Below are 19,291 nucleotides of genomic sequence, written 5' to 3' on the forward strand. Positions count from 1 at the left end.
CTGTTAATACACCTCATACTTGCTTTGATTTCCACCTTTATGCGTTACCGCCCGCTTAGGCAATGCTTAGTCGATAGTGAAATGTTGGTTACCCTCTACACCACCTTGTGTATTAAAAGTGCGTTCATACCAATGTATTCGCTGGTGGTTATCAACAAGAAGCAGGGTAGAAGTGCGTGTGCCATACTCTGGTGATTGGATAAAAATGGACGACAAACGTTTTTCCCATTCATACCCAATGCCTGTATTGGGGAGAGCGTTATCAGACGCTTTCGCTTCGTCTTTCAAAATAGCAAAAAGTGCCTCAGTGTCGAGCTTACTATTCTGTCTCACGTAGTCGGTTAACGACGCTATTCCTTTGGTGACTTTCGGCCAAGGTGTTGTTAAGTTCGCATTGGATAAACCATAGACACCTTGGGTTAACGTAGCGTGGGTGTCTTCGAAGTTGTTATAAACCGCCAGTGATTTCACATCGCCATAAACCAGATTATAGCCGTTATACTGGTGCCGGTTTGCGCGTAAAGCTTCAAGGTAAGTGGGCTGTTTAAGTACTTCATCTATAAGCCAGTCTGCGACTAAAGCGCCGCGAGAAATTGCATCGACTTTAATCGTTTCCGGAGCTCTTATATTGGTTAAAGCCGCTAGTTTTCCGTTACGCGTAACGCCCATCCAGGTGCCATTTGCTTGTAAGTCTCGGCCTGCAAGTACATGATGGTGATTTTCCCAGAAGCCAGATGCCGCGGTAGGTCTAGCGTGAAATTCATCTCTATTTGCCGCGATTACTAAGGGGAATTCCTGACTTTGGTCTACTGCAATAAACAATATGCACATATACAACTTAACTCGCTGACTGTGGTGAATAATGAACACTATTACAGTATTCAATATCACGTAAAGGTGGTGGATTGCTGCTAACTTTTTTATGCTTACCCGCTAAAACGTAGTAAGAGAATAACAAGAATGAAACAAACGATTCATCATCAGTTAGTGGGCAATAAGTTACCACGCAAATGGCCACATTGGCTAAGTGCCTGCGGCAGTTTTATATTAACTAAACGGGGGTGGCGCGTGGAAGGTGAGCTCATCAACGATAAAAAAGTGATATTGGCCGTAGCGCCACATACCTCGAACTGGGATTTTTTTATTGGCATACTGGTGGTGTTTGCATTGCGCATTAAGGTTAACTTTTTTGGTAAACACACCATTTTTACGCCCCCTTTAGGCTATATCGTTAGGAAACTTGGCGGCATACCCATTGAACGAAGTAAAGCTCATGGGGTGGTAAATAATATTGTACGGCAAATACAAGGCAGTGAAGAAGTGGTGTTAGCTTTGGCACCAGAAGGGACACGCAAGGGCGTATTTCCATGGAAAACCGGTTTTATGTACATAGCCAAAGAGGCCAATATTCCCATTCAGCTGCTAGGACTTGATTACGCCACAAAAACCGTTGTTCTTGGCCCAATAATTAACCAAATCGACAATATTGAAGAACAAATGCAAACTATTTATGCGTTTTATGCTAACGTTTGCGCCCATTATCCAAAAAACTGTATAACCAGCTAACGTAACGGAGCGTTCACCCGTGTCAAAACAGGGATTTACAACCCGGCAGGTTCACGCAGATCGTGTGCTCAATACTCCAGAGCATGGCGGCGTGCACACCAGCACTTCTAATTCTGTACTTTTCGAATTTTCTGATGCCCAAGGTATCATTGATGCTTTTCAGGGCAAGCGTGCAGCCCACGTATACTCTCGCTCATCCTCTCCGTCGGTTGCCGCATTACAAAATATGCTTAACGATCTTGAGGGCGGTTTAGGGGCGCTGTGCTTCTCAACGGGTATGTCTGCCATTAGTAGTACGTTGTTTTCTCTTTTAAAAGCTGGCGATCATCTTATTGTTAGCCAATACTTGTTTGGAAACACACGAAGCTTTTTCGATACTCTGGCCGACTATGGTGTACAAATTACCTTCGCTGATGTTACCGATATCCAGAACGTCAAAGAAGCGTATTTACCCAATACGAAAGGGGTTTATACAGAAACGGTAGCTAACCCGGTGACCCAGGTTGCTGACTTACGTGCTATCGGTCAATATTGCGAAGAGCGTAATATTTTGTTTATGGTAGATAACACCATGACACCGCCTCCGCTTTTCTATGCTAAAGATCTGAAGGCGTCGTTAATATTTTGCTCACTGACTAAATATATTTCTGGTCATGGAAATGTGCTCGGTGGTGCAGTGATTGATACCGGCCTTTTCAATTGGAAAGGCTTTGGAAACATTAAAAGCGCTTACCAAGTTGCCGATGAAGCGCAATGGGGTTTAACCCAAATTAAGAAAAAAGGGTTACGGGATTTAGGCGCCACGCTGGCACCTCAGTCTGCGACAGCCATAGCGTTAGGTATAGAAACATTAAGCTTGCGCCTTGCTAGAGCGTGTGAGAATTCACAAAAACTTGCTATGTTTTTAGACAACCACCCCAAAGTAAAACACGTATTTTACCCTGGGCTGGCTAGTCACCCGCAGCACTTTATGGCAAGAGAGCAATTGAAAAGAGGCTATGGCGCTATTCTTAGCTTTAACCTTGTTGATGATATCGACCCTGTTCAATTTCTAAATGCCCTAGAGTTGGTCATTTGCGCCACGCACTTAGGTGATAATCGCACGTTGGCATTACCAGTGGCCCCAACAATTTACTTCGAAAATACGGCAGAAGAACGTGAAGCCATGGGGGTTTCCGATACCATGATAAGAATTTCGGTAGGTATTGAAGATACCGACGATCTTATTAATGATTTTTCTAAGGCTTTCGACCGCAAATACGCAGATAACTAAATTGTCGGCTTCATTGATTTAACGTTATTTTCACTTTTTGTTCGTCATCGGAGCAGTAACGAACAAAAAGTGATGGTAATATCGATTTTGCAAGAAGTAGCTAGATCCTTTTCATCGCATTAATTCTCTTAGTTGTGTTGTGGCAAACTCGATTGATTCTGGGTTAGCAATGAGAGGATCAGCTTCTTGCCCTCTGAATCCTCCCCTCAGATATGCTTTCACTAATATTCAGCTAAGAATCTCCACTAGAAAATTTTGCGCTAGCGTATTTTGTGGTATGGATCGTTCGTCATTTAAAATAGAACGTTAGGTGGGTTTTTTCCTAATATAGATTCGATTTATTTTCTCCTATTATTTACAGACTAACTAATAGGAGAAATATTATGACGTCTATTCTTGTTGTGTATTCAAGCCTCAATGGCGAAAACAGTCAATCAACTGAGCTTGCTGACTTCTACCTTCAATCACTAGAAGGCAGCGAAATATCGGTAACAAAAGTTGATGTTGCAAAACTAGCGTTGGCACATTTAACGAGTGAAGAAATGCAAGCGTGGATGACAGACACCAGCGAACGTTCTGCCTCTCAGAAAAGTTTGGCCGCGGTTTCCGACGATCTGGTTGCACAACTTCAAGCTGCAGACGAAATTGTGCTAGCTGTACCCATGTATAACTTCGGTATTCCTTCTTCGCTTAAAGCCTATTTCGATCGTGTCGCACGGGCGGGTATTACCTTTAAGTACACCGAAACAGGGCCGGTGGGTTTACTAGAAGGCAAACAAGCTAAAGTGTTTGCTAGTCGAGGCGGCCTCTACGAAGGCAGTGATTACGATACACAAACAGGCTATTTAACCCATTTTTTAAATTTCATTGGTATTACTGATGTAAAATTTGTTTACGCAGAAGGACTTAGCATGGGTGAAGACGGTGCTCACGAAAGTATCGCTAATGCGAAGGGTAAAATAATTGAACTAACCCCAAAAAGCGCTGACTAAATCTATGCAGTTAGCAAAACGCAATGAGTGCGTTTGAGCTAAAGTGTGTTCCAAGTTGAGTGTGCTTGATTGCCCCGCATATTATGCGGGGCTTTTTTATGCCGTGCTTTTTATGAAAAGCGTTATATTGAGTTTTTAATAGATTAAGTAAATTACACCTAGTGTTTACTGCCTATTAGTCAATCACACAATTCTTTGGGTATAATGCGAGCATAACTAAAAAATAAAGTCGTTAATATGCAGAAATTTTCTTCCCTTGTTTTAGCTTCTAGTATTACGCTTCTGCTTAGCGGATGCGCCAATACAGATCCAACTACTGAATTAAACGCTAAAAGAAGCTCCGCCCAAAGTGACACCCTTTCATCTAGAGCACCTAAAAGTAACCGTAATGAACCGATTGCTTCTTACACCCCTGATATTGAACCGGGCCCTGTACAGTACTCGCAAAACGGTGAGATTACCTTAAAGCAAATTATGGCAGATCCTCAATGGTTAGGCAGAGCCCCGACTAATATGGGGTGGTCAATTGATGGTAGTCACATTGTTTACGAAAGAGAACAAGCTAACAGCAAGCTAAAAGATGTTTATATAGCAACTCTTGATGCGGCGGATAAAAGTGAAAAAGCACCGCTATCTCAATTACATCAATATAAATACGATGAGCGGGCAGAGCGCGAAGACGGCGTCATTGCCTACCGGTTTAAAGACAGCGTATATGTGCAACTTGCCAATGATGACGTTGTGCAACTTACCCGTGGTGGTAGCTTTCTCTCATCGCTATCTTTTATGACTGATGGGCGTTTAATGGCATTGAGTGGCAACAGCGCCATTGCCATAGACCTAACGAACGGCAGCAGAGAAGAATTGGTAAGTTGGGCATTCAGCGATGAACCAGAACCAGTCGCTGCGCCAAAAGATTATATTGCCGAGCAGCAACAATCATTAATTCAATACATTGCTAAAAAGCGCAAAGATCGTGAAGCGAAAGCAAATGCGCAAGATACGCTTGCGGCAAATAACACCAGCATTGCACCCGATACTTTTTATTTCGATAAAACCCATAAACTGGTAGGCGTGAGTGTATCCCCGAAAGGGAATTTTGCGATTGTGGCGACCACGCCAGATACGCCTACTCGTGATGATAGGGACATTATGCCGCACTACATTCAGGAAGATAGCCGCATAGCGAGCAAGCCTGTACGTAGAAAAGTAGCTGACGCTGAACCAATTAATCATCAGCTTTGGCTTTTAAACTTAGCAAGTGGCGAAAAGTCTCTATTAAATTATTTTAGCTTACCGGGCTATAACGATGATGTATTAGCCGATGTAAAGGCTGAAAATGCAAAAGCTAAGGGTGAAAATTATGATGTTAATCGCTTACCAAGACCTATTACCTTATTATCTAGCTGGAACTGGCAAAAGCCGTCTATAAGCTGGCATAAAAACGGTGAGCAAGTTGCGGTAATGGTAGAGGCCTGGGACAACAAAGATCGCTGGATTGCCACGGTAGACTTGGATAACCAACGTTTAGTGAACCAACATCGCCTACATGATGATGCGTGGGTAAACTATCGTTTTAACAGCTTCGGTTGGTTTAATAACAGCGAAACCTTGTATTATCAGTCTGAACATTCAGGGTATGCACATCTTTATACGCAAGTACCTGGTCAAGCGCCAAAAGCATTAACCCAAGGTACATTCGTTACCGATAACCCAACGTTGTCTAACGATGACATGTGGATGTATTTTACCGCAAACAGTAAACATCCCGGTATTTTTGAAGTTTATCGTGTGAAGACTACCGGCGGTGAAGTAGAAGCGCTAACCAACCTCAACGGTATAACAGAGTATAAACTCAGTCCGGATAACGCCACATTAGTGTTAAGTCATGGCAAAGTGTCTCGTCCTCCAGAGCTTTATGTTAAAGCTGTAGATAGCAATGAAGCGGCTATGAAAATTACCGATACGGTAAGCGACGCGTTCACCGCTATGCCGTGGGCAGTGCCCAACGTGGTGGCCATTCCATCTAGTCACACCGATGCCCCTATTTATGCCCGCGTATACTTACCAAAAGACTTTCAAGCAGGTAAGCCGCTTAAGGCAGTAGTCTTTAATCACGGTGCAGGTTATTTGCAAAATGCCCACCTAGGGTGGTCGTTGTATTTCAGAGAATACATGTTTAACAGCATGCTAGTGCAACAAGGATATGTGGTACTAGATATGGACTACCGTGCTTCGGCGGGTTACGGGCGCGACTGGCGCACGGCTATCTACCGCAACATGGGGACGCCTGAAGTACAAGATTTACGCGATGGGGTTAACTGGTTGGTAGAAAACGCCAATGTCGATCGCAACCGAATAGGCACGTATGGGGGCTCTTATGGCGGGTTCTTAACCTTTATGTCTATGTTTAACGCACCGGATCTTTTTGCAGCTGGCGCAGCGCTTCGCCCAGTAACAGATTGGGCGCACTATAACATTGGGTATACGTCAAACATCCTTAACACCCCAGCTGTAGATCCTATTGCTTATGAGCGCAGTTCACCTATCTATTTTGCAGATGGGCTAGAGAAACCACTGTTAATTAATGCACCCATGGTAGATGACAATGTGTTTTTCCATGACACGGTTCGACTAGTACAGCGCTTAATCGAGCTAGAAAAGGAAGACTTTGAAACGGCTATTTACCCTGTAGAGCCACATGGTTTCGTTCAACCAAGCTCTTGGTTAGATGAATACCGCCGAATCTATAAGTTATTCGAAGAGAATTTGTAGTGAGCAAAGGCGGGCTATTAAGATAAAAAAACGCCCCTATAAAGGGGCGTTTTTGTTTTAGTGGGTAGTCAGTAGTTAGTACAGGAAACCGTATTGTCACACCCAATTCTATTTCACTCGTTAACTACCGTTTTTTAGCGGTTAGCCACATCAGCGTGAAGATGATTAATCCACTTAGCGCACCGAATAAGTGCGAATCGATGGCAACTTTGGCGTCAATCAGTGCAGCAACCTGAGCACTACTGCCTGATATTTGTTCATAAATCACTTTAAGCGCAACACCGCCCAGTAAAATCCAACCCGAGCGCATCTTATTCATAATATCCATTAATGCGCCCCATACGAAGATACCGTGTAGCGCACCTGATAGCCCCGCATACCAAATAAGATCTTCAGAAAAAAGGTAAAGACCTGCACTTGTGCCTAAGCTGCACCATACAAACACTTTTAAGAAACGACCTATTCGGTAATGTTCGCCGTGTAACGCCCACAGTAAGGTAAGGCCTGATAAATTCAGCAGCAGGTGATACCCATTGGTGTGCACAATATTGCCAGATAATAAACGCCAGGTTTCCAACCCTTGAATGGCGAAACGATCGTAAGCTAACCACTTACCAGAGAGCGGCTCTAAGAAAAAAGCGACGATAGCGCAAAGCGCTAAAATAAGTGGGCCTACGCTATACTTAGGTGAGACCGGTAGTGACATCATCATTGTTATTTATTTTAGTAATCCGTGTGTGCTGGGTATGATACATAAAATTGCCAGTAGGGTGGGAAGCGTTATCGGTAAAAATGCTTTTTTTGTCGGCTTCCGCCTATATAACAATCATAAAAACGTAAAGAGGTGACACATGTCTCTAATTTTAAGTGAAAAGAAAAACGGGATCTTAACGATCACCATCAATCGCCCAGAGAAGAAAAACGCCTTAACCCGAGAAATGTATCAGAGCATGGCTGACGCATTATTCAGTATTGAAAATGACGATAGTATCAAGACTGTGCTGATTCGTGGTGAGGGAGATTGTTTCACTTCCGGTAACGATATTAGTGATTTTGCAGGGCGCAAAGAAGGAGATGACGTGAATGAGTCTGCGGCATTTATGCGCGGGCTAATAAACTGTAAAGTGCCGGTAGTCGCACAGGTTCATGGCGTAGCTGTGGGTATAGGCACGACGATGCTATTACATTGTGATTTTATCTACGCTGAGACAAACACCCGATTTGTTCTACCATTCATCAACTTAGGCCTTGTACCTGAATTTGCTTCAAGTTATCTTCTTCCGAAAATGGCGGGGCATGTAAAAGCCAGCGAGTGGCTGATGTTAGGCGAACCATTTGGCACAGAAGATGCGTGTCAGTTTGGGTTGATTACCGGTATCTATTCTGCCGACGAGTTAACCGAGAAAGTGGCATCGGTGTGTAAAAAACTGGTGTCAAAGCCCTCATTTGCATTGATGCAAACCAAATCACTGTTAAAGAATGATGTGGAATCTACCCACCATTATATGGATATTGAATTCGATGTGTTTGGTCAAGCAATGGATTCAGAGGCTGCGCGTGAAGCGTTTGATGCGTTTTTGTCAAAACGTCCGATCAATCCGGAGAAATTTAAATAAAGAGGAAGTCATATTTTGAAACGTGGTTCATGGTTCTGTTCATCGCTTTTAGCCATTGCAGTTTCAAGCTGCCTGTTGGTGTCTGCAAGTGCACAACAAGTAAGAGAAGTTGGGGAGCCAGAGGCTGCCACGGGATACGTGGACAAACAAGCCTTTGCTGCTAAAGATTACATGGTGGTAGCAGCTAACCCATATGCTTCATGGGCAGGCAAAAATATATTGGCGAAAGGTGGAAGCGCCATTGATGCTGCTGTTGCTGTGCAATCCATGTTATCGCTTGTTGAACCACAATCCTCTGGAATTGGTGGTGGCGCGTTTATATTGTATTGGGACAATAAAAACAAAGTGCTGCACACCTTTGACGGTAGAGAAACCGCCCCCGCGGCCGTAAACTCTCATTGGTTTATTGAAGGCAATAAGCCCATGCGTTGGCTTGATGCCGTGGTAGGCGGGAAATCGGTAGGTGTACCTGGCGCAATTAAAGCGCTGGAAACTGCCCAAAGTGAATTCGGTAATTTGCCGTGGAACGCACTGTTTGACGATTCTATCAAAACGGCAACCGAAGGGTTTCGAGTGTCCCCACGACTGGCCAAGCTCATTGCCCTTGATTACCACCCAGGTTTAAAAACGTTTCCAACCAGTTCCACCTACTTCTTTCCCGCTGGGCTTCCGTTAAAAGAAGGTGCAATACGTAAAAATAGGCAATTGGCTAAAACGTTGAAGGGTATTGCCGAAAACGGCACTGATTATCTGTATAAAGGCGAGCTAGCTGAAAAGATTGTTAAAACGGTAAATTCTGCGTCAATTAACCCAGGTCAAATGACAACAGAGGATTTAGCTGCTTACGAACCTATTCGACGTGAACCGGTGTGTGGTTTGTATCGTGAAAAACAGATTTGTGGCATGGCACCGCCAAGTTCGGGCGGTATAAACGTGTACCAAATTCTGAAAATGTTGGAAGGGCAGGATTTTTCTACCCTCACGCCTGACTCTGTAGAATTCGCAAACGTTTTTACTCAATCAAGCGCACTGGCCTACGCTGACAGAGAAAAATACATAGCGGATAGTGATTTTACCAACCTACCTTTTGCCGCCATGATTAACACCGCGTATCTGAATCGCCGTGCCGAAGGTATTGCATCCGATAAGAAGTGGCGACGGGTACGTGCTGGCAATCCTTACGGTGATGCCAATATTAGTCTTGGCAGCAACATGGAACAGCCTAACACCTCGCATTTCTCTATCGTCGATAAAGAGGGCAACGCGGTATCGATGACCACAAGTATCGAGTTTATGTTCGGTTCGGGTTTGATGGTTGGTGGCTTCTTGCTAAATAACCAATTAACCGACTTTTCGTTTTCGCCTACGCAGAATCGCTTCCCTGTACCCAACCGTGTTGAGCCAGGTAAGCGCCCACGAAGCGCTATGAGCCCCACAATGGTGTTCGATGAGGAAGGCGAGCTAGAAGTCGTAGTAGGCTCTCCTGGTGGCTCACGTATTGTGAGTTACGTGGCACAAACGTTAGTGGGCGTGTTGGATTTTGGATTAGACATACAGCAGGCCATTAATTTACCTAAAATTACTAACCGAAATGATTACACAGCCCTTGAAAAGGGAACGCCGATTGCTGAGCTTGAAGCGCCGTTAAAAGCGTTAGGGCATAATGTAAAGGTTGTCGACTTAAACAGCGGTTTACATGGTATTCAAATTAAGTCGGGTAAGATTATTGGCGGTGCGGATCCAAGACGTGAAGGCGTTGCGGTAGGGCGCTAAGCGGCTTTATTTAAAAAGCATCCTAGCTTACACAAAAGGCTGTTCGAATAACTCGAACAGCCTTTTTTATTACATGAAATGATCTGGATGTATTTGAGATACTTTCCACATACCATCTTCTTTAATAAGCTCTAAGCTGCGCAAGTCCTCAATTTTATCGTTATCGTACATTCCACTTAAAAATACGGTAACCGTTGCCTTTTCCGAGAACTCAGAACGCCCAACACTATTACCGCTTTGTGGGGTAATAACGACAGAGTCGTACTTTAAATTTAAAAGGTGGCGCTGAACATTTCTATTACTGTGGTAATTAGTCAGAATTCTCGCTAAACGATCGGATGACAGGCTAATGGCTACATCAAGATTATCGTCTTCATAAACGCTTTTCAGAAACGTAACTGCAGAATACTCTGGCGTACTGTCGGCCAACATACCATAGCGACCCATGCCTTCTTCTTTTTCTCCACATCCTGCTAAACAAAGCACGCTAAGCAAAACGGCAAACAAACTAAAACGAAAAGACCGCATTTATGACAACCCCACAATAAGACTAAGGAAAATGATCGCGCATATTATCAAGACTCATCCGATGAGACGCAAGCCAATACGTCTAAACCTTTCGAATAACATTCACTCATCTTTTAAATTACTGACTTTAGATAAAGATAGTTGAGATAAAAGGTTTTGAGCCCTTTTTACTACAAACAATGATATAGCGATGATGAATGGTATGCCTTTATAGAGTATCTAAAAACAAAAAACGAGGCCGAAGCCTCGTTTTGTTATTTACACTCTAACCGTATAACGGGTTAATAAAAGTGATTATTGTGTTTCTTCTTGGTCACCAAATGCGCCCGCAAATAATGGGCTACTTAGGTAGCGCTCGGTACCACTGGCTAGCAGTACAACAACAATTTTGTCTTTGTTCTCTGGGCGTTCAGCAAAACGTTTTGCTGCTACCACTGCTGCACCAGAAGAAATACCCGCAAGAATACCTTCTTCGGTCATCAAGCGGTGCGCCATTTCCATACATTCATCGTTGGTGACTTGCTCAACTTCGTCAATCAAGCTTAAGTCCAAGTTACCTGGAATGAAGCCTGCACCAATACCTTGAATTTTGTGTGGCCCTGGTGTGAGTTCTTCACCGTTCATCGCTTGGGTAATAACGGGCGAGTCAGTAGGCTCTACAGCAATAGAGGTAATAGCTTTACCTTGCGTGTTTTTAAGGTAACGGCTTACACCAGTAATGGTTCCGCCTGTACCTACACCTGCTACGAATGCATCCACTTTACCGTCGGTGTCATTCCAAATTTCAGGACCTGTGGTCTTTTCATGGATAGCAGGGTTAGCAGGGTTATCGAACTGCTGAAGTAAAACGTACTTTTCAGGATCAGAAGCCACAATCTCTTGTGCGGCGGCAACTGCACCTTTCATGCCTTTAGGTGCTTCAGTTAATACTAAGCTTGCACCAAGGGCCTTTAATAGTTTTCTACGCTCTAAACTCATGCTGCTAGGCATGGTTAGGGTAAGTTTGTAACCACGTGAAGCAGCAACGAACGCAAGGGCAATACCTGTGTTACCACTGGTAGGCTCTACGATTTCCTTACCTTGGGTAAGCACGCCACGTTTTTCTGCATCCCAAATCATATTGGCGCCAATACGACACTTAACGCTGAAGCTAGGGTTACGAGACTCAACCTTTGCGTAAACGTTACCAGAAGTAACGCGGTTTAATTTAACTAGAGGCGTGCGGCCAATAGATAGAGAGTTGTCGTCAAATACTTGCATTATTAATCCTTACCTAGTTAGGAAATCCCAGCAGTCGTGTTCGGTACGACCTTTATAATAGTTAATAATTCATAGCCTGAATTTGGGGATTTCGTCATACCCCTATATCATTGGTCCCAAACGTGAAAATGCAAAGTGCTTTTTCGCTATATGTTATTGTTATTTTACATGACGAATCAGAACGAAAGAGGTAAAACCAGAATGGCTTTTAGTGGAACGTCGAATTACATTGCTACAAAAGATTTGCAATTGGCCGTGAATGCCGCCATTACGCTAGAGCGTCCACTGCTCATTAAGGGTGAGCCAGGCACGGGTAAAACCATGTTGGCAGAAGAATTAGCCGCCAGTCTTGGAACCGATTTAATTCAGTGGCACATCAAATCTACCACGAAGGCACAACAAGGCTTGTACGAATACGATGCAGTATCCCGCCTTCGTGATTCACAGCTGGGTGACGACCGTGTTCACGATATTGGCAATTACATTGTTAAAGGGAAACTGTGGCAGGCTTTTGAAGCGGGCAACCGTCCTATCTTACTAATTGATGAAATAGACAAGGCAGATATTGAGTTTCCAAACGACTTGTTGCTTGAACTCGATAAGATGGAGTTTTTTGTCTACGAGACTCAAGAGCGCGTGGTGGCCAAAGAGCGTCCTATTGTTATTATCACGTCAAATAATGAAAAAGAGCTTCCAGACGCCTTCCTACGCCGTTGCTTCTTCCATTACATTCAATTTCCTACGCCTGAAGAAATGCAGCAAATCGTTGATGTGCATTTCCCCGATTTGAAGAAAAAGCTGCTTGATGAAGCATTGAAAGCCTTCTTTGAGATTCGTGATGTACCAGGGCTTAAGAAAAAGCCGTCTACGTCAGAGCTTATCGATTGGTTGAAACTGCTGGTGGCCGAAGACATTCCACCTGAAGCGTTGCAATCTAAAGACGGTAAAGCTGCCATTCCACCGCTTTATGGTGCATTACTTAAAAACGAACAAGACATTCACTTGTTTGAAAAATTGGTATTTATGGCGCGCCGCTAATGCTTATTCAATTCTTTTTCACGCTGAGAAAATATCAAGTAAAAGTGAGCTTGCGAGAGCTACTTGATTTACTCCACGCCTTGGAAAAGCATATTGTTTATGCAGATTTGGAAGGCTTCTATAGTTTGTCTCGAACCATCATGGTGAAGGATGAGTCTCAATACGATAAATTCGACAGAGCATTTGCCGATTATTTTGAGGGGGTAGAATCTATCGATTTATTCGGTAAAGATATCCCCGAAGAATGGTTACGTAAACAAATCGAGAAAACCCTGAGTGCCGAAGAGCGTGAAGCGCTACGGCAGTCTGGCGGCTTAGAAGCTTTAATGGATACCCTTAAAAAGCGCCTTGAAGAACAAGAAAAGCGACATCAAGGTGGTAACAAGTGGGTGGGTACGGGTGGAACATCTCCCTTTGGCGCTTATGGCGATAACCCTGAAGGTATTCGTATTGGGCAAAAAGGCAACCGTCGTAACTCTGCGGTAAAAGTATGGGATAAGCGCGAGTTTAAAAACTTATCTGCCGACGTTGAGCTAGGGACACGAAACATTAAAGTCGCCTTGCGTAAATTACGTAAGTTCGCCAGAACCGGTGCCAGTGAAGAACTAGATGTAGCCACCACCATTGGTGAAACGGCCAAAAAAGGCGGTATGCTAGATATACACATGTCGCCAGAGCGTCACAACGCGGTTAAGGTTTTAATGTTTTTTGACGTGGGTGGCTCTATGGATCCTCACGTTAAAACCACGCAAGAACTTTTCTCTGCAGTGCAGAGTGAGTTTAAATACCTCGAGTATTTCTATTTTCATAACTGCGTGTATGAAGAGGTTTGGAAAGATAACCTGCGACGCGAAAAAGAGCGGGTATCGGTTCACGATATCATTCATCGCTATGGTAAAGACTATAAGGTCATCTTTGTTGGCGATGCCACCATGGGGCCTTATGAAATTACCTATCCTGGAGGAAGCGTTGAACACTGGAACGAAGAGCCGGGTAGTGCGTGGCTGGGGCGTATACTGAACCACTTTAATAAAGCGGTATGGTTAAACCCCCAAGCTGATAATTATTGGCCTTATTATTCGTCTATTTCAATAATCAAAGACATTGTGGAAGACAGAATGTATGGGTTAACGCTTGAAGGCTTAACACAGGCTATAAAAGAGCTTAGCCGTTCACGTTAGCGTTGGTTACCTTAGTCCCTGTTTACATTAATCGTCGTTATTAGCCAGTGGGTTAGACAGAATGAGTAAAGTCGCAAGCATACTGTTGGCGGGTGGGGAAAGTAGGCGTTACGGCAGTAACAAGTTACTTTCCCCGCATTATAGTGGGTTGCCGTTAATTCAATACGCTTTGCAGCAGTTACACGGGCTTAATCTTGCCGGTACTTATGTTGTTACTGGGCGTTGGCACAGCGATGTTGTCGATGTGATTTCGGCAAACGCGGTTCAAGATAGCAATAGTACTAAGGTGTGTTACAACCCATTGTGGCGTGAAGGCATTGCTTCAAGTATTCGTTGTGGTCTGCAGGCTCTCATGCAGGAAAATAACCTCATACAGGCAAAGAATGCCAATCAGGTAACTGACAATGAGTACACCCATGTGTTTGTACACTTAGCAGACTTAGCCAGTGTTACCACCGCTACACTGCAAGCATTGCTTAACGAAATTCCATCAAACCCCAATCACATCATTTACAGTCAGTGGCATAACCGCGGCTTTGAAGAGCAAGTGAAAGTAAAAGCGACAGTGCCCGCTATATTCCCCAATGCGGCATTTGACAGCTTACTTGCGCTAAGGGGGGGCAAGGGCGCAAAGAAAGTAATAGAAGACTGGAAAGACAAAGGGCGGGCGATTGGTGTCAATCACCCCGAGTCTGCATTTGATATTGATGCGCCCAGTGATTGGAAAGCCTATCGGAGCAACGAGGCATAACCGATAGGCATGACATCAATTAAATTACGTGGCGAATCGGTAGTTTGGCCGTTGAATATAATAAAGTCTTGCACCTAGCATGACTGCCGCAGCACTTAACCCCACAATAAAACCAATCCAGAAGCCGCCAGCAGACATTGGTTCTGCCGTGATCCAATTAGTACGTCCTAAAATTACGCCGGTGGGTAAACCAATTAACCAGTAAGACACAAACGTAATGATAAACATGGCGGTAGTATCTTTGTAACCACGAAGCACATTGGCTGATATTACTTGAATAGCGTCAGAAAGCTGAAAAATAGCCGCATAAATCAGTAGGGCATTCGCCATTTGGTAAACCGCATCATCGCTGGTATAAAGCCCAATAATGAATGCCTTTGCGGTTAACGTGAAAGTAGCCGTACAGGCAGCGGTAATAAACCCAATAATAATTGAGCACTGAGCGGCAATTTTAGCTTGGCGTCTGTTATTTTGCCCAATCCGATAACCAATTCTAATAGACGCTGCCATACCAATACTCATTGGTATCATAAACATGAGTGCCGAGAAATTAAGGGCGACTTGGTGGGCGGCAACAGTCGTGGGGCCAAACGGCGCCAGTAATAGTGCCACCACCGCAAATAAGGTCACCTCGAACAATAATGTCATGGCGATGGGAAGGCCAAGCTTAAAAGTACGCTTTATGGCAACCAAAGACGGCTTATAGTACGTATCGAATAGTTTGTACTTTTTTAGTGCTGGGCTAAAGCGCACATAAATGAAGGTTGCAATTAGCATGGTGTAAATAACGATGGCCGTTGCAACACCACAACCCGCGCCACCAAAGGCAGGAATAGGGCCCACGCCGTAAATGAAAAGGTAGTTACCTATTATATTGGCCATTAAACCAATCACGGTAATTAACATGGTAGGCTTGGTTTTACCTAGCCCTTCACAGTAATTTCTTAGCCACTGATAAAGCGCAAAACCCGGCATAGCACACAGTACATAAATTACATAGTCCACAGTGATGGTATGAAGTTCATCTGCCATTGGGAATATCGATACAATGTTACCGGCAAAAGGAATAAGTGCGGCCACCACGATACCAACGAAACACACTAAGTAGCCTGCTTGTTGACTGGCATTGGCAATGCCGGTGATGTCTTTTGTACCTTGAAGCCTTGAAATAATGGGCGGTAAAGCTAGCGCAATACCTTGTATAAAACACAACAAAGGTACGGTAATACTAAAACCAAGCGCCACCGCAGCCATATCAGTCGCACTATAACGGCCAGCCATAATGGTATCGCTCACGCCCATTAGCATTTGGGTAATTTGCGCAATTAATAGTGGCCAAGCCAGCTTTATAATATCTCTACCTTCAAGTAGATAACGTTTGTTCTTCAAGGTTACAGATCCGATTCAGGTGAAAGTAAATCAAAAGGAATAACAGGCAGGGTTGTGCCTTTTTCAACATGACTGATGTCTTCGTGAATTATCATTAAACAATTTGCTGCGGTAATAGACGTCATCACACCAGAACTTTGTGTGCGAAACGGCGTTACCAGAAGGTTGAAGTTTTCATCGTAGGTTATCGTGGCACGCTGAAAATCCCGCCGGCCAGCACGACGTTTAATGTCGCATGTTACCGTGGCATTAACGGTTAGCGGCTTACGAACTTGCTGTTCACCCTGCATTTTTCTGATTAACGGGGTAACAAGAAGTTTAGCGGTTACAAAGGCCGAAACAGGGTTACCAGGCAAACCACAAAACAAGGTATTGCCAATATGGCCTAAGGCAAAAGGTTTACCCGGTTTAATTGCCACTTTCCAAAAGTCGATACTACCTAAAGTGTCTATTACGCCTTTCACATAATCGGCGTCGCCAACAGAGACGCCACCACTACTTACCATCACATCTACCCGTTCGCTTGCTTCTTTAAATAGAGCGGTGAGCGACTTCTCATCGTCTTTTACTATGCCGAAGTCGATAATCTCAACGCCCAATTCTGAGAGTAGGGCGCTCACACCAATACGATTAGATTCATATATCTGTGTAGGTAAGCAGGGTTCGCCAGGTTGAGCCAGTTCAGAGCCTGTGGCGACAACACCCACTCTAACTTGTTTCACTACGTCTACCGTGGTTAGGCCTTGTGAAGATAGCAACATAAGGTGCTGCGGCTGTAATCGAATACCTTGAGTTACCAGTGACTGTCCGACTTTAATATCCGCTTCTTTGGTGCGAATATTTTCACCACAAGACGGTCGCTTATTAATGCTTACCTTATTGCCTTCAGTGAACGTATTTTCAACCATCACTACGGCATCGGCGCCTGGAGGGACAGGTGCGCCTGTCATTATTTTAATCGCGTGACCGGGTTTTAAAGGTTCGTCTGCGGCCATGCCGGCGGTAATGGTGCCCTGAATAGGCATAAGCGTGTCTTCTCGACTATCAGCCGCATTAATAGCAAAGCCATCCATTGCCGAGTTATCCCACGGCGGCACAGATAAAGAAGCATGAACTTCAGAGGCGGTAATTCTTCCTAAGGCGCGGCTTAACTCAATGGCTTCAGATTCACCCAAGATGCTAGTTGCATCAATTGCTTTTTCTAATGCGTGTTCTAACGATAACCATTTTGAAGACATGAAAACCACTCCCTAATTTGAGGGGGGGGATTATCACCTAAATGAGTGAATAAACCAATGTATTAGGCAGTGACGAAAAGGAAATTATAACAAAAACGGCGCTATAAGCGCCGTTTGGAAGAGGTCAATGGAGAGCTCAAGAATGTAAGGTTACTCAAAGTCTTGGTTGCTTATCCAAAGCACTTGATAGGGTTTCAATTGCAAAAAGGCATCCGACAAGGAAATTTGTTGACGAGTCACAAGATCTATCCAGTTATCGGTACCAATTAGGTTGATATCAGATAATAGAATAGTTTGCTCTTCATCCGACACATTACTAATACAGAAGATACTTTGCTTTCTGTCTAAGCTTTGTCGCCAATAACCGAAAATACTTTCGTTAAGCTGCAACGTGAATTGTGTGGCATTCGGGTGGAATGCAGGTTGAGCTTTACGAATTCGAATTAACTGAGACAATCGCGTCAGCACTTTGTGGTGCTGAGAGTAGGGCGAATCAAGCAAAGCTTCGAGCTCTTTGAAATCCCAACGTCTGCGGTTAATTGAACGGTTTTGACCTGTATTAGCCACTTTTTCATAGTCGTTAGACGTACCTAATAAACTATGAATATAAATGCCTGGAATGCCTTCCATTCCCAGCATAATGGCATGCGCACAGATGAATCTGTCTATCTGCCATTTATCAGGGCCTTTTGTCGTTCCCTGTAACGCATCAAATAATGTGATGTTTATTTCATAAGGCTTTTGCTGCCCATGATCAGATGCACGCCACGAAATCTTGCCACCAAAGTTTTGCATGGTATGCACAAGTTCTGAAATTTCTTCATCGTCTAGCAACCCTTCGGCAGGGCGAAGCCCAATACCATCGTGGGAAGCAATAAAGTTGAAGTATGCCGTACCGTTTTGCGCAGGTGGCATGCTCATCATCCAACTCTTTAAGTACTTACAATTACCCGTCACCAAGGTGTTTACCAATAGTGGCGGCAATGAAAAGTTATAAATAGCATGGGCTTCATTGGCATTACCAAAATAGGTCAAGTTTTCCCTATTGGGAATATTGGTTTCAGTAATGATAATAATAGACGGGTCGACATGTTCAATCAGCGTGCGAATTAACCTAATAACCTCATGAGTTTGAGGAAGGTTAATGCAGTTAGTGCCAACAATTTTCCACAAAAACGCCACGGCGTCTAAACGGAATATTTTTGCACCCTTATCGATATACAAACGAATGATATCAATGAACGTAAGAAGTACCTTAGGGTTCCTGAAATCAAAATCAACTTGGTCGTGACTGAAAGTACACCAAACATGTTTAGTGCCATCTTTGGTTTCTGTTTCACGCAATAGCGGCGAAACCCGTGGTCGGGTAACGATAGACAAATCGTCAGCGGGATCTCCAGTAAAGAAAAAATCTGAACCCGGGCCTTCACCTTTAATGAAATTATCGAACCATACACTACGCGCAGAACAGTGGTTAATCACCAAATCAGTCATTAACCCATAGTCTTTCGCAATGGCTTCTATATCATCCCAACTCCCCAATGCTTCATTCACACTTGAATAGTCGATAACCGAAAAGCCATCGTCTGAACTGTATGGAAAGAAAGGCAGAATATGCACGTTGTTAATGGTGTTCTTGCTATATCGATTTAAAAAGCGATTGAGGGTAACGAGCGGACGCTCGTCACCATCAATAACGCTATCACCATAGGTGATCATGACAATGTCTTCCTCATCCCAATAATTGGAATGAGATGGAGGAAGCGCAATATCATCATCAGGCTTAATGCCCATGGTTTCCATTAAAGACATGGTTAAGCTTTCTAATGAATGCTCAAGGGGCACGTCAGCATAGATATATTCTAGATGGTGCTTTACTTTGTCATGGAGTACTTGCCATGTCATTGTCTA

16 protein-coding genes are annotated in these 19,291 nt (G+C 43.9%); 9 read left to right on the plus strand and 7 right to left on the minus strand.

The window, feature by feature from the left end; all coding sequences use genetic code 11:
- Window positions 1-66: 66 nt before the first annotated feature.
- The gene (locus KYS23_RS12065) at window positions 67-831 is read right to left on the minus strand and encodes an NRDE family protein (RefSeq protein WP_159530604.1); all 765 of its coding nucleotides are present in this window, start codon (window positions 829-831) and stop codon (window positions 67-69) included.
- A 129-nt stretch (window positions 832-960) separates the two neighbouring features.
- Between KYS23_RS12065 and KYS23_RS12070 the strand changes: the two genes are divergently transcribed.
- From KYS23_RS12070 to KYS23_RS12085, 4 genes are all read left to right on the plus strand, one after another.
- Window positions 961-1,566, plus strand: coding sequence for a 1-acyl-sn-glycerol-3-phosphate acyltransferase (locus KYS23_RS12070; RefSeq protein WP_159530602.1), 606 nt, complete (start codon window positions 961-963; stop codon window positions 1,564-1,566).
- A gap of 19 nt (window positions 1,567-1,585) precedes the next feature.
- On the plus strand, window positions 1,586-2,839 hold the full coding sequence (locus KYS23_RS12075; protein ID WP_159530600.1) for a cystathionine gamma-synthase family protein: 1,254 nt from the start codon (window positions 1,586-1,588) through the stop codon (window positions 2,837-2,839).
- 383 nt (window positions 2,840-3,222) lie between these two features.
- Window positions 3,223-3,831 (plus strand): FMN-dependent NADH-azoreductase, encoded by a 609-nt coding sequence (locus KYS23_RS12080; RefSeq protein WP_159530598.1) that lies wholly within the window; start codon window positions 3,223-3,225, stop codon window positions 3,829-3,831.
- Window positions 3,832-4,068: 237 nt separating this feature from the next.
- Window positions 4,069-6,606, plus strand: coding sequence for a S9 family peptidase (locus tag KYS23_RS12085; RefSeq protein WP_218418853.1), 2,538 nt, complete (start codon window positions 4,069-4,071; stop codon window positions 6,604-6,606).
- Between the two features lie 124 nt (window positions 6,607-6,730).
- Here the strand turns inward: KYS23_RS12085 and rrtA are convergent, their stop codons facing one another.
- Complete coding sequence (gene rrtA, locus KYS23_RS12090; protein ID WP_218418878.1) at window positions 6,731-7,315, minus strand: rhombosortase; 585 nt, start codon at window positions 7,313-7,315, stop codon at window positions 6,731-6,733.
- Between the two features lie 142 nt (window positions 7,316-7,457).
- Between rrtA and KYS23_RS12095 the strand changes: the two genes are divergently transcribed.
- Window positions 7,458-8,222 carry an enoyl-CoA hydratase gene (locus KYS23_RS12095; protein ID WP_159530594.1) on the plus strand — a complete coding sequence of 255 codons (765 nt, stop codon included), beginning with the start codon at window positions 7,458-7,460 and terminating at the stop codon, window positions 8,220-8,222.
- A gap of 15 nt (window positions 8,223-8,237) precedes the next feature.
- On the plus strand, window positions 8,238-9,995 hold the full coding sequence (gene ggt / locus KYS23_RS12100) for a gamma-glutamyltransferase (protein WP_159530592.1): 1,758 nt from the start codon (window positions 8,238-8,240) through the stop codon (window positions 9,993-9,995).
- A gap of 69 nt (window positions 9,996-10,064) precedes the next feature.
- On the opposite strand, the gene KYS23_RS12105 is transcribed toward ggt, so the two are convergent.
- Entirely contained in the window at window positions 10,065-10,523 is a 459-nt protein-coding gene (locus tag KYS23_RS12105; RefSeq protein WP_159530590.1) for a nuclear transport factor 2 family protein, read from the minus strand.
- 294 nt (window positions 10,524-10,817) lie between these two features.
- Entirely contained in the window at window positions 10,818-11,783 is a 966-nt protein-coding gene (gene cysK, locus KYS23_RS12110; protein ID WP_013784262.1) for a cysteine synthase A, read from the minus strand.
- Window positions 11,784-11,984: 201 nt separating this feature from the next.
- On the opposite strand from cysK, the gene KYS23_RS12115 reads away from it, so the two are divergent.
- The 3 genes from KYS23_RS12115 to KYS23_RS12125 all read left to right on the plus strand — a co-directional run bounded on the left by KYS23_RS12115 (window position 11,985) and on the right by KYS23_RS12125 (window position 14,753).
- Complete coding sequence (locus KYS23_RS12115; protein WP_218418855.1) at window positions 11,985-12,821, plus strand: AAA family ATPase; 837 nt, start codon at window positions 11,985-11,987, stop codon at window positions 12,819-12,821.
- Window positions 12,821-14,002, plus strand: a complete 1,182-nt coding sequence (locus KYS23_RS12120) for a vWA domain-containing protein (protein ID WP_159530586.1) — start codon at window positions 12,821-12,823, stop codon at window positions 14,000-14,002. The genes KYS23_RS12115 and KYS23_RS12120 overlap by 1 nt, the downstream gene beginning before the upstream one ends.
- Window positions 14,003-14,063: 61 nt before the next feature.
- The gene (locus KYS23_RS12125) at window positions 14,064-14,753 is read left to right on the plus strand and encodes a nucleotidyltransferase family protein (protein ID WP_159530584.1); all 690 of its coding nucleotides are present in this window, start codon (window positions 14,064-14,066) and stop codon (window positions 14,751-14,753) included.
- A gap of 24 nt (window positions 14,754-14,777) precedes the next feature.
- Here the strand turns inward: KYS23_RS12125 and KYS23_RS12130 are convergent, their stop codons facing one another.
- From KYS23_RS12130 to KYS23_RS12140, 3 genes are all read right to left on the minus strand, one after another.
- The gene (locus KYS23_RS12130; protein WP_218418857.1) at window positions 14,778-16,142 is read right to left on the minus strand and encodes an MATE family efflux transporter; all 1,365 of its coding nucleotides are present in this window, start codon (window positions 16,140-16,142) and stop codon (window positions 14,778-14,780) included.
- 2 nt (window positions 16,143-16,144) lie between these two features.
- Window positions 16,145-17,380, minus strand: a complete 1,236-nt coding sequence (gene moeA / locus KYS23_RS12135; RefSeq protein ID WP_218418859.1) for a molybdopterin molybdotransferase MoeA — start codon at window positions 17,378-17,380, stop codon at window positions 16,145-16,147.
- Between the two features lie 150 nt (window positions 17,381-17,530).
- Entirely contained in the window at window positions 17,531-19,285 is a 1,755-nt protein-coding gene (locus KYS23_RS12140) for a sugar phosphorylase (protein WP_159530578.1), read from the minus strand.
- Window positions 19,286-19,291: the final 6 nt, after the last annotated feature.

This window comes from Alteromonas lipotrueae, assembly GCF_019249255.1.
Taxonomy (GTDB): domain Bacteria; phylum Pseudomonadota; class Gammaproteobacteria; order Enterobacterales; family Alteromonadaceae; genus Alteromonas; species Alteromonas lipotrueae.

Bases quoted from the DNA above. Each gene is read 5' to 3' on its own strand.
- KYS23_RS12065 (WP_159530604.1), bottom strand. From the start codon at position 831: ATGTGCATATTGTTTATTGCAGTAGACCAAAGTCAGGAATTCCCCTTA.
- KYS23_RS12070 (WP_159530602.1), top strand. From the start codon at position 961: ATGAAACAAACGATTCATCATCAGTTAGTGGGCAATAAGTTACCACGC.
- KYS23_RS12080 (WP_159530598.1), top strand. From the start codon at position 3,223: ATGACGTCTATTCTTGTTGTGTATTCAAGCCTCAATGGCGAAAACAGT.
- KYS23_RS12085 (WP_218418853.1), top strand. From the start codon at position 4,069: ATGCAGAAATTTTCTTCCCTTGTTTTAGCTTCTAGTATTACGCTTCTG.
- rrtA (WP_218418878.1), bottom strand. From the start codon at position 7,315: ATGATGTCACTACCGGTCTCACCTAAGTATAGCGTAGGCCCACTTATT.
- KYS23_RS12095 (WP_159530594.1), top strand. From the start codon at position 7,458: ATGTCTCTAATTTTAAGTGAAAAGAAAAACGGGATCTTAACGATCACC.
- KYS23_RS12105 (WP_159530590.1), bottom strand. From the start codon at position 10,523: ATGCGGTCTTTTCGTTTTAGTTTGTTTGCCGTTTTGCTTAGCGTGCTT.
- cysK (WP_013784262.1), bottom strand. From the start codon at position 11,783: ATGCAAGTATTTGACGACAACTCTCTATCTATTGGCCGCACGCCTCTA.
- KYS23_RS12115 (WP_218418855.1), top strand. From the start codon at position 11,985: ATGGCTTTTAGTGGAACGTCGAATTACATTGCTACAAAAGATTTGCAA.
- KYS23_RS12120 (WP_159530586.1), top strand. From the start codon at position 12,821: ATGCTTATTCAATTCTTTTTCACGCTGAGAAAATATCAAGTAAAAGTG.
- KYS23_RS12125 (WP_159530584.1), top strand. From the start codon at position 14,064: ATGAGTAAAGTCGCAAGCATACTGTTGGCGGGTGGGGAAAGTAGGCGT.
- moeA (WP_218418859.1), bottom strand. From the start codon at position 17,380: ATGTCTTCAAAATGGTTATCGTTAGAACACGCATTAGAAAAAGCAATT.
- KYS23_RS12140 (WP_159530578.1), bottom strand. From the start codon at position 19,285: ATGACATGGCAAGTACTCCATGACAAAGTAAAGCACCATCTAGAATAT.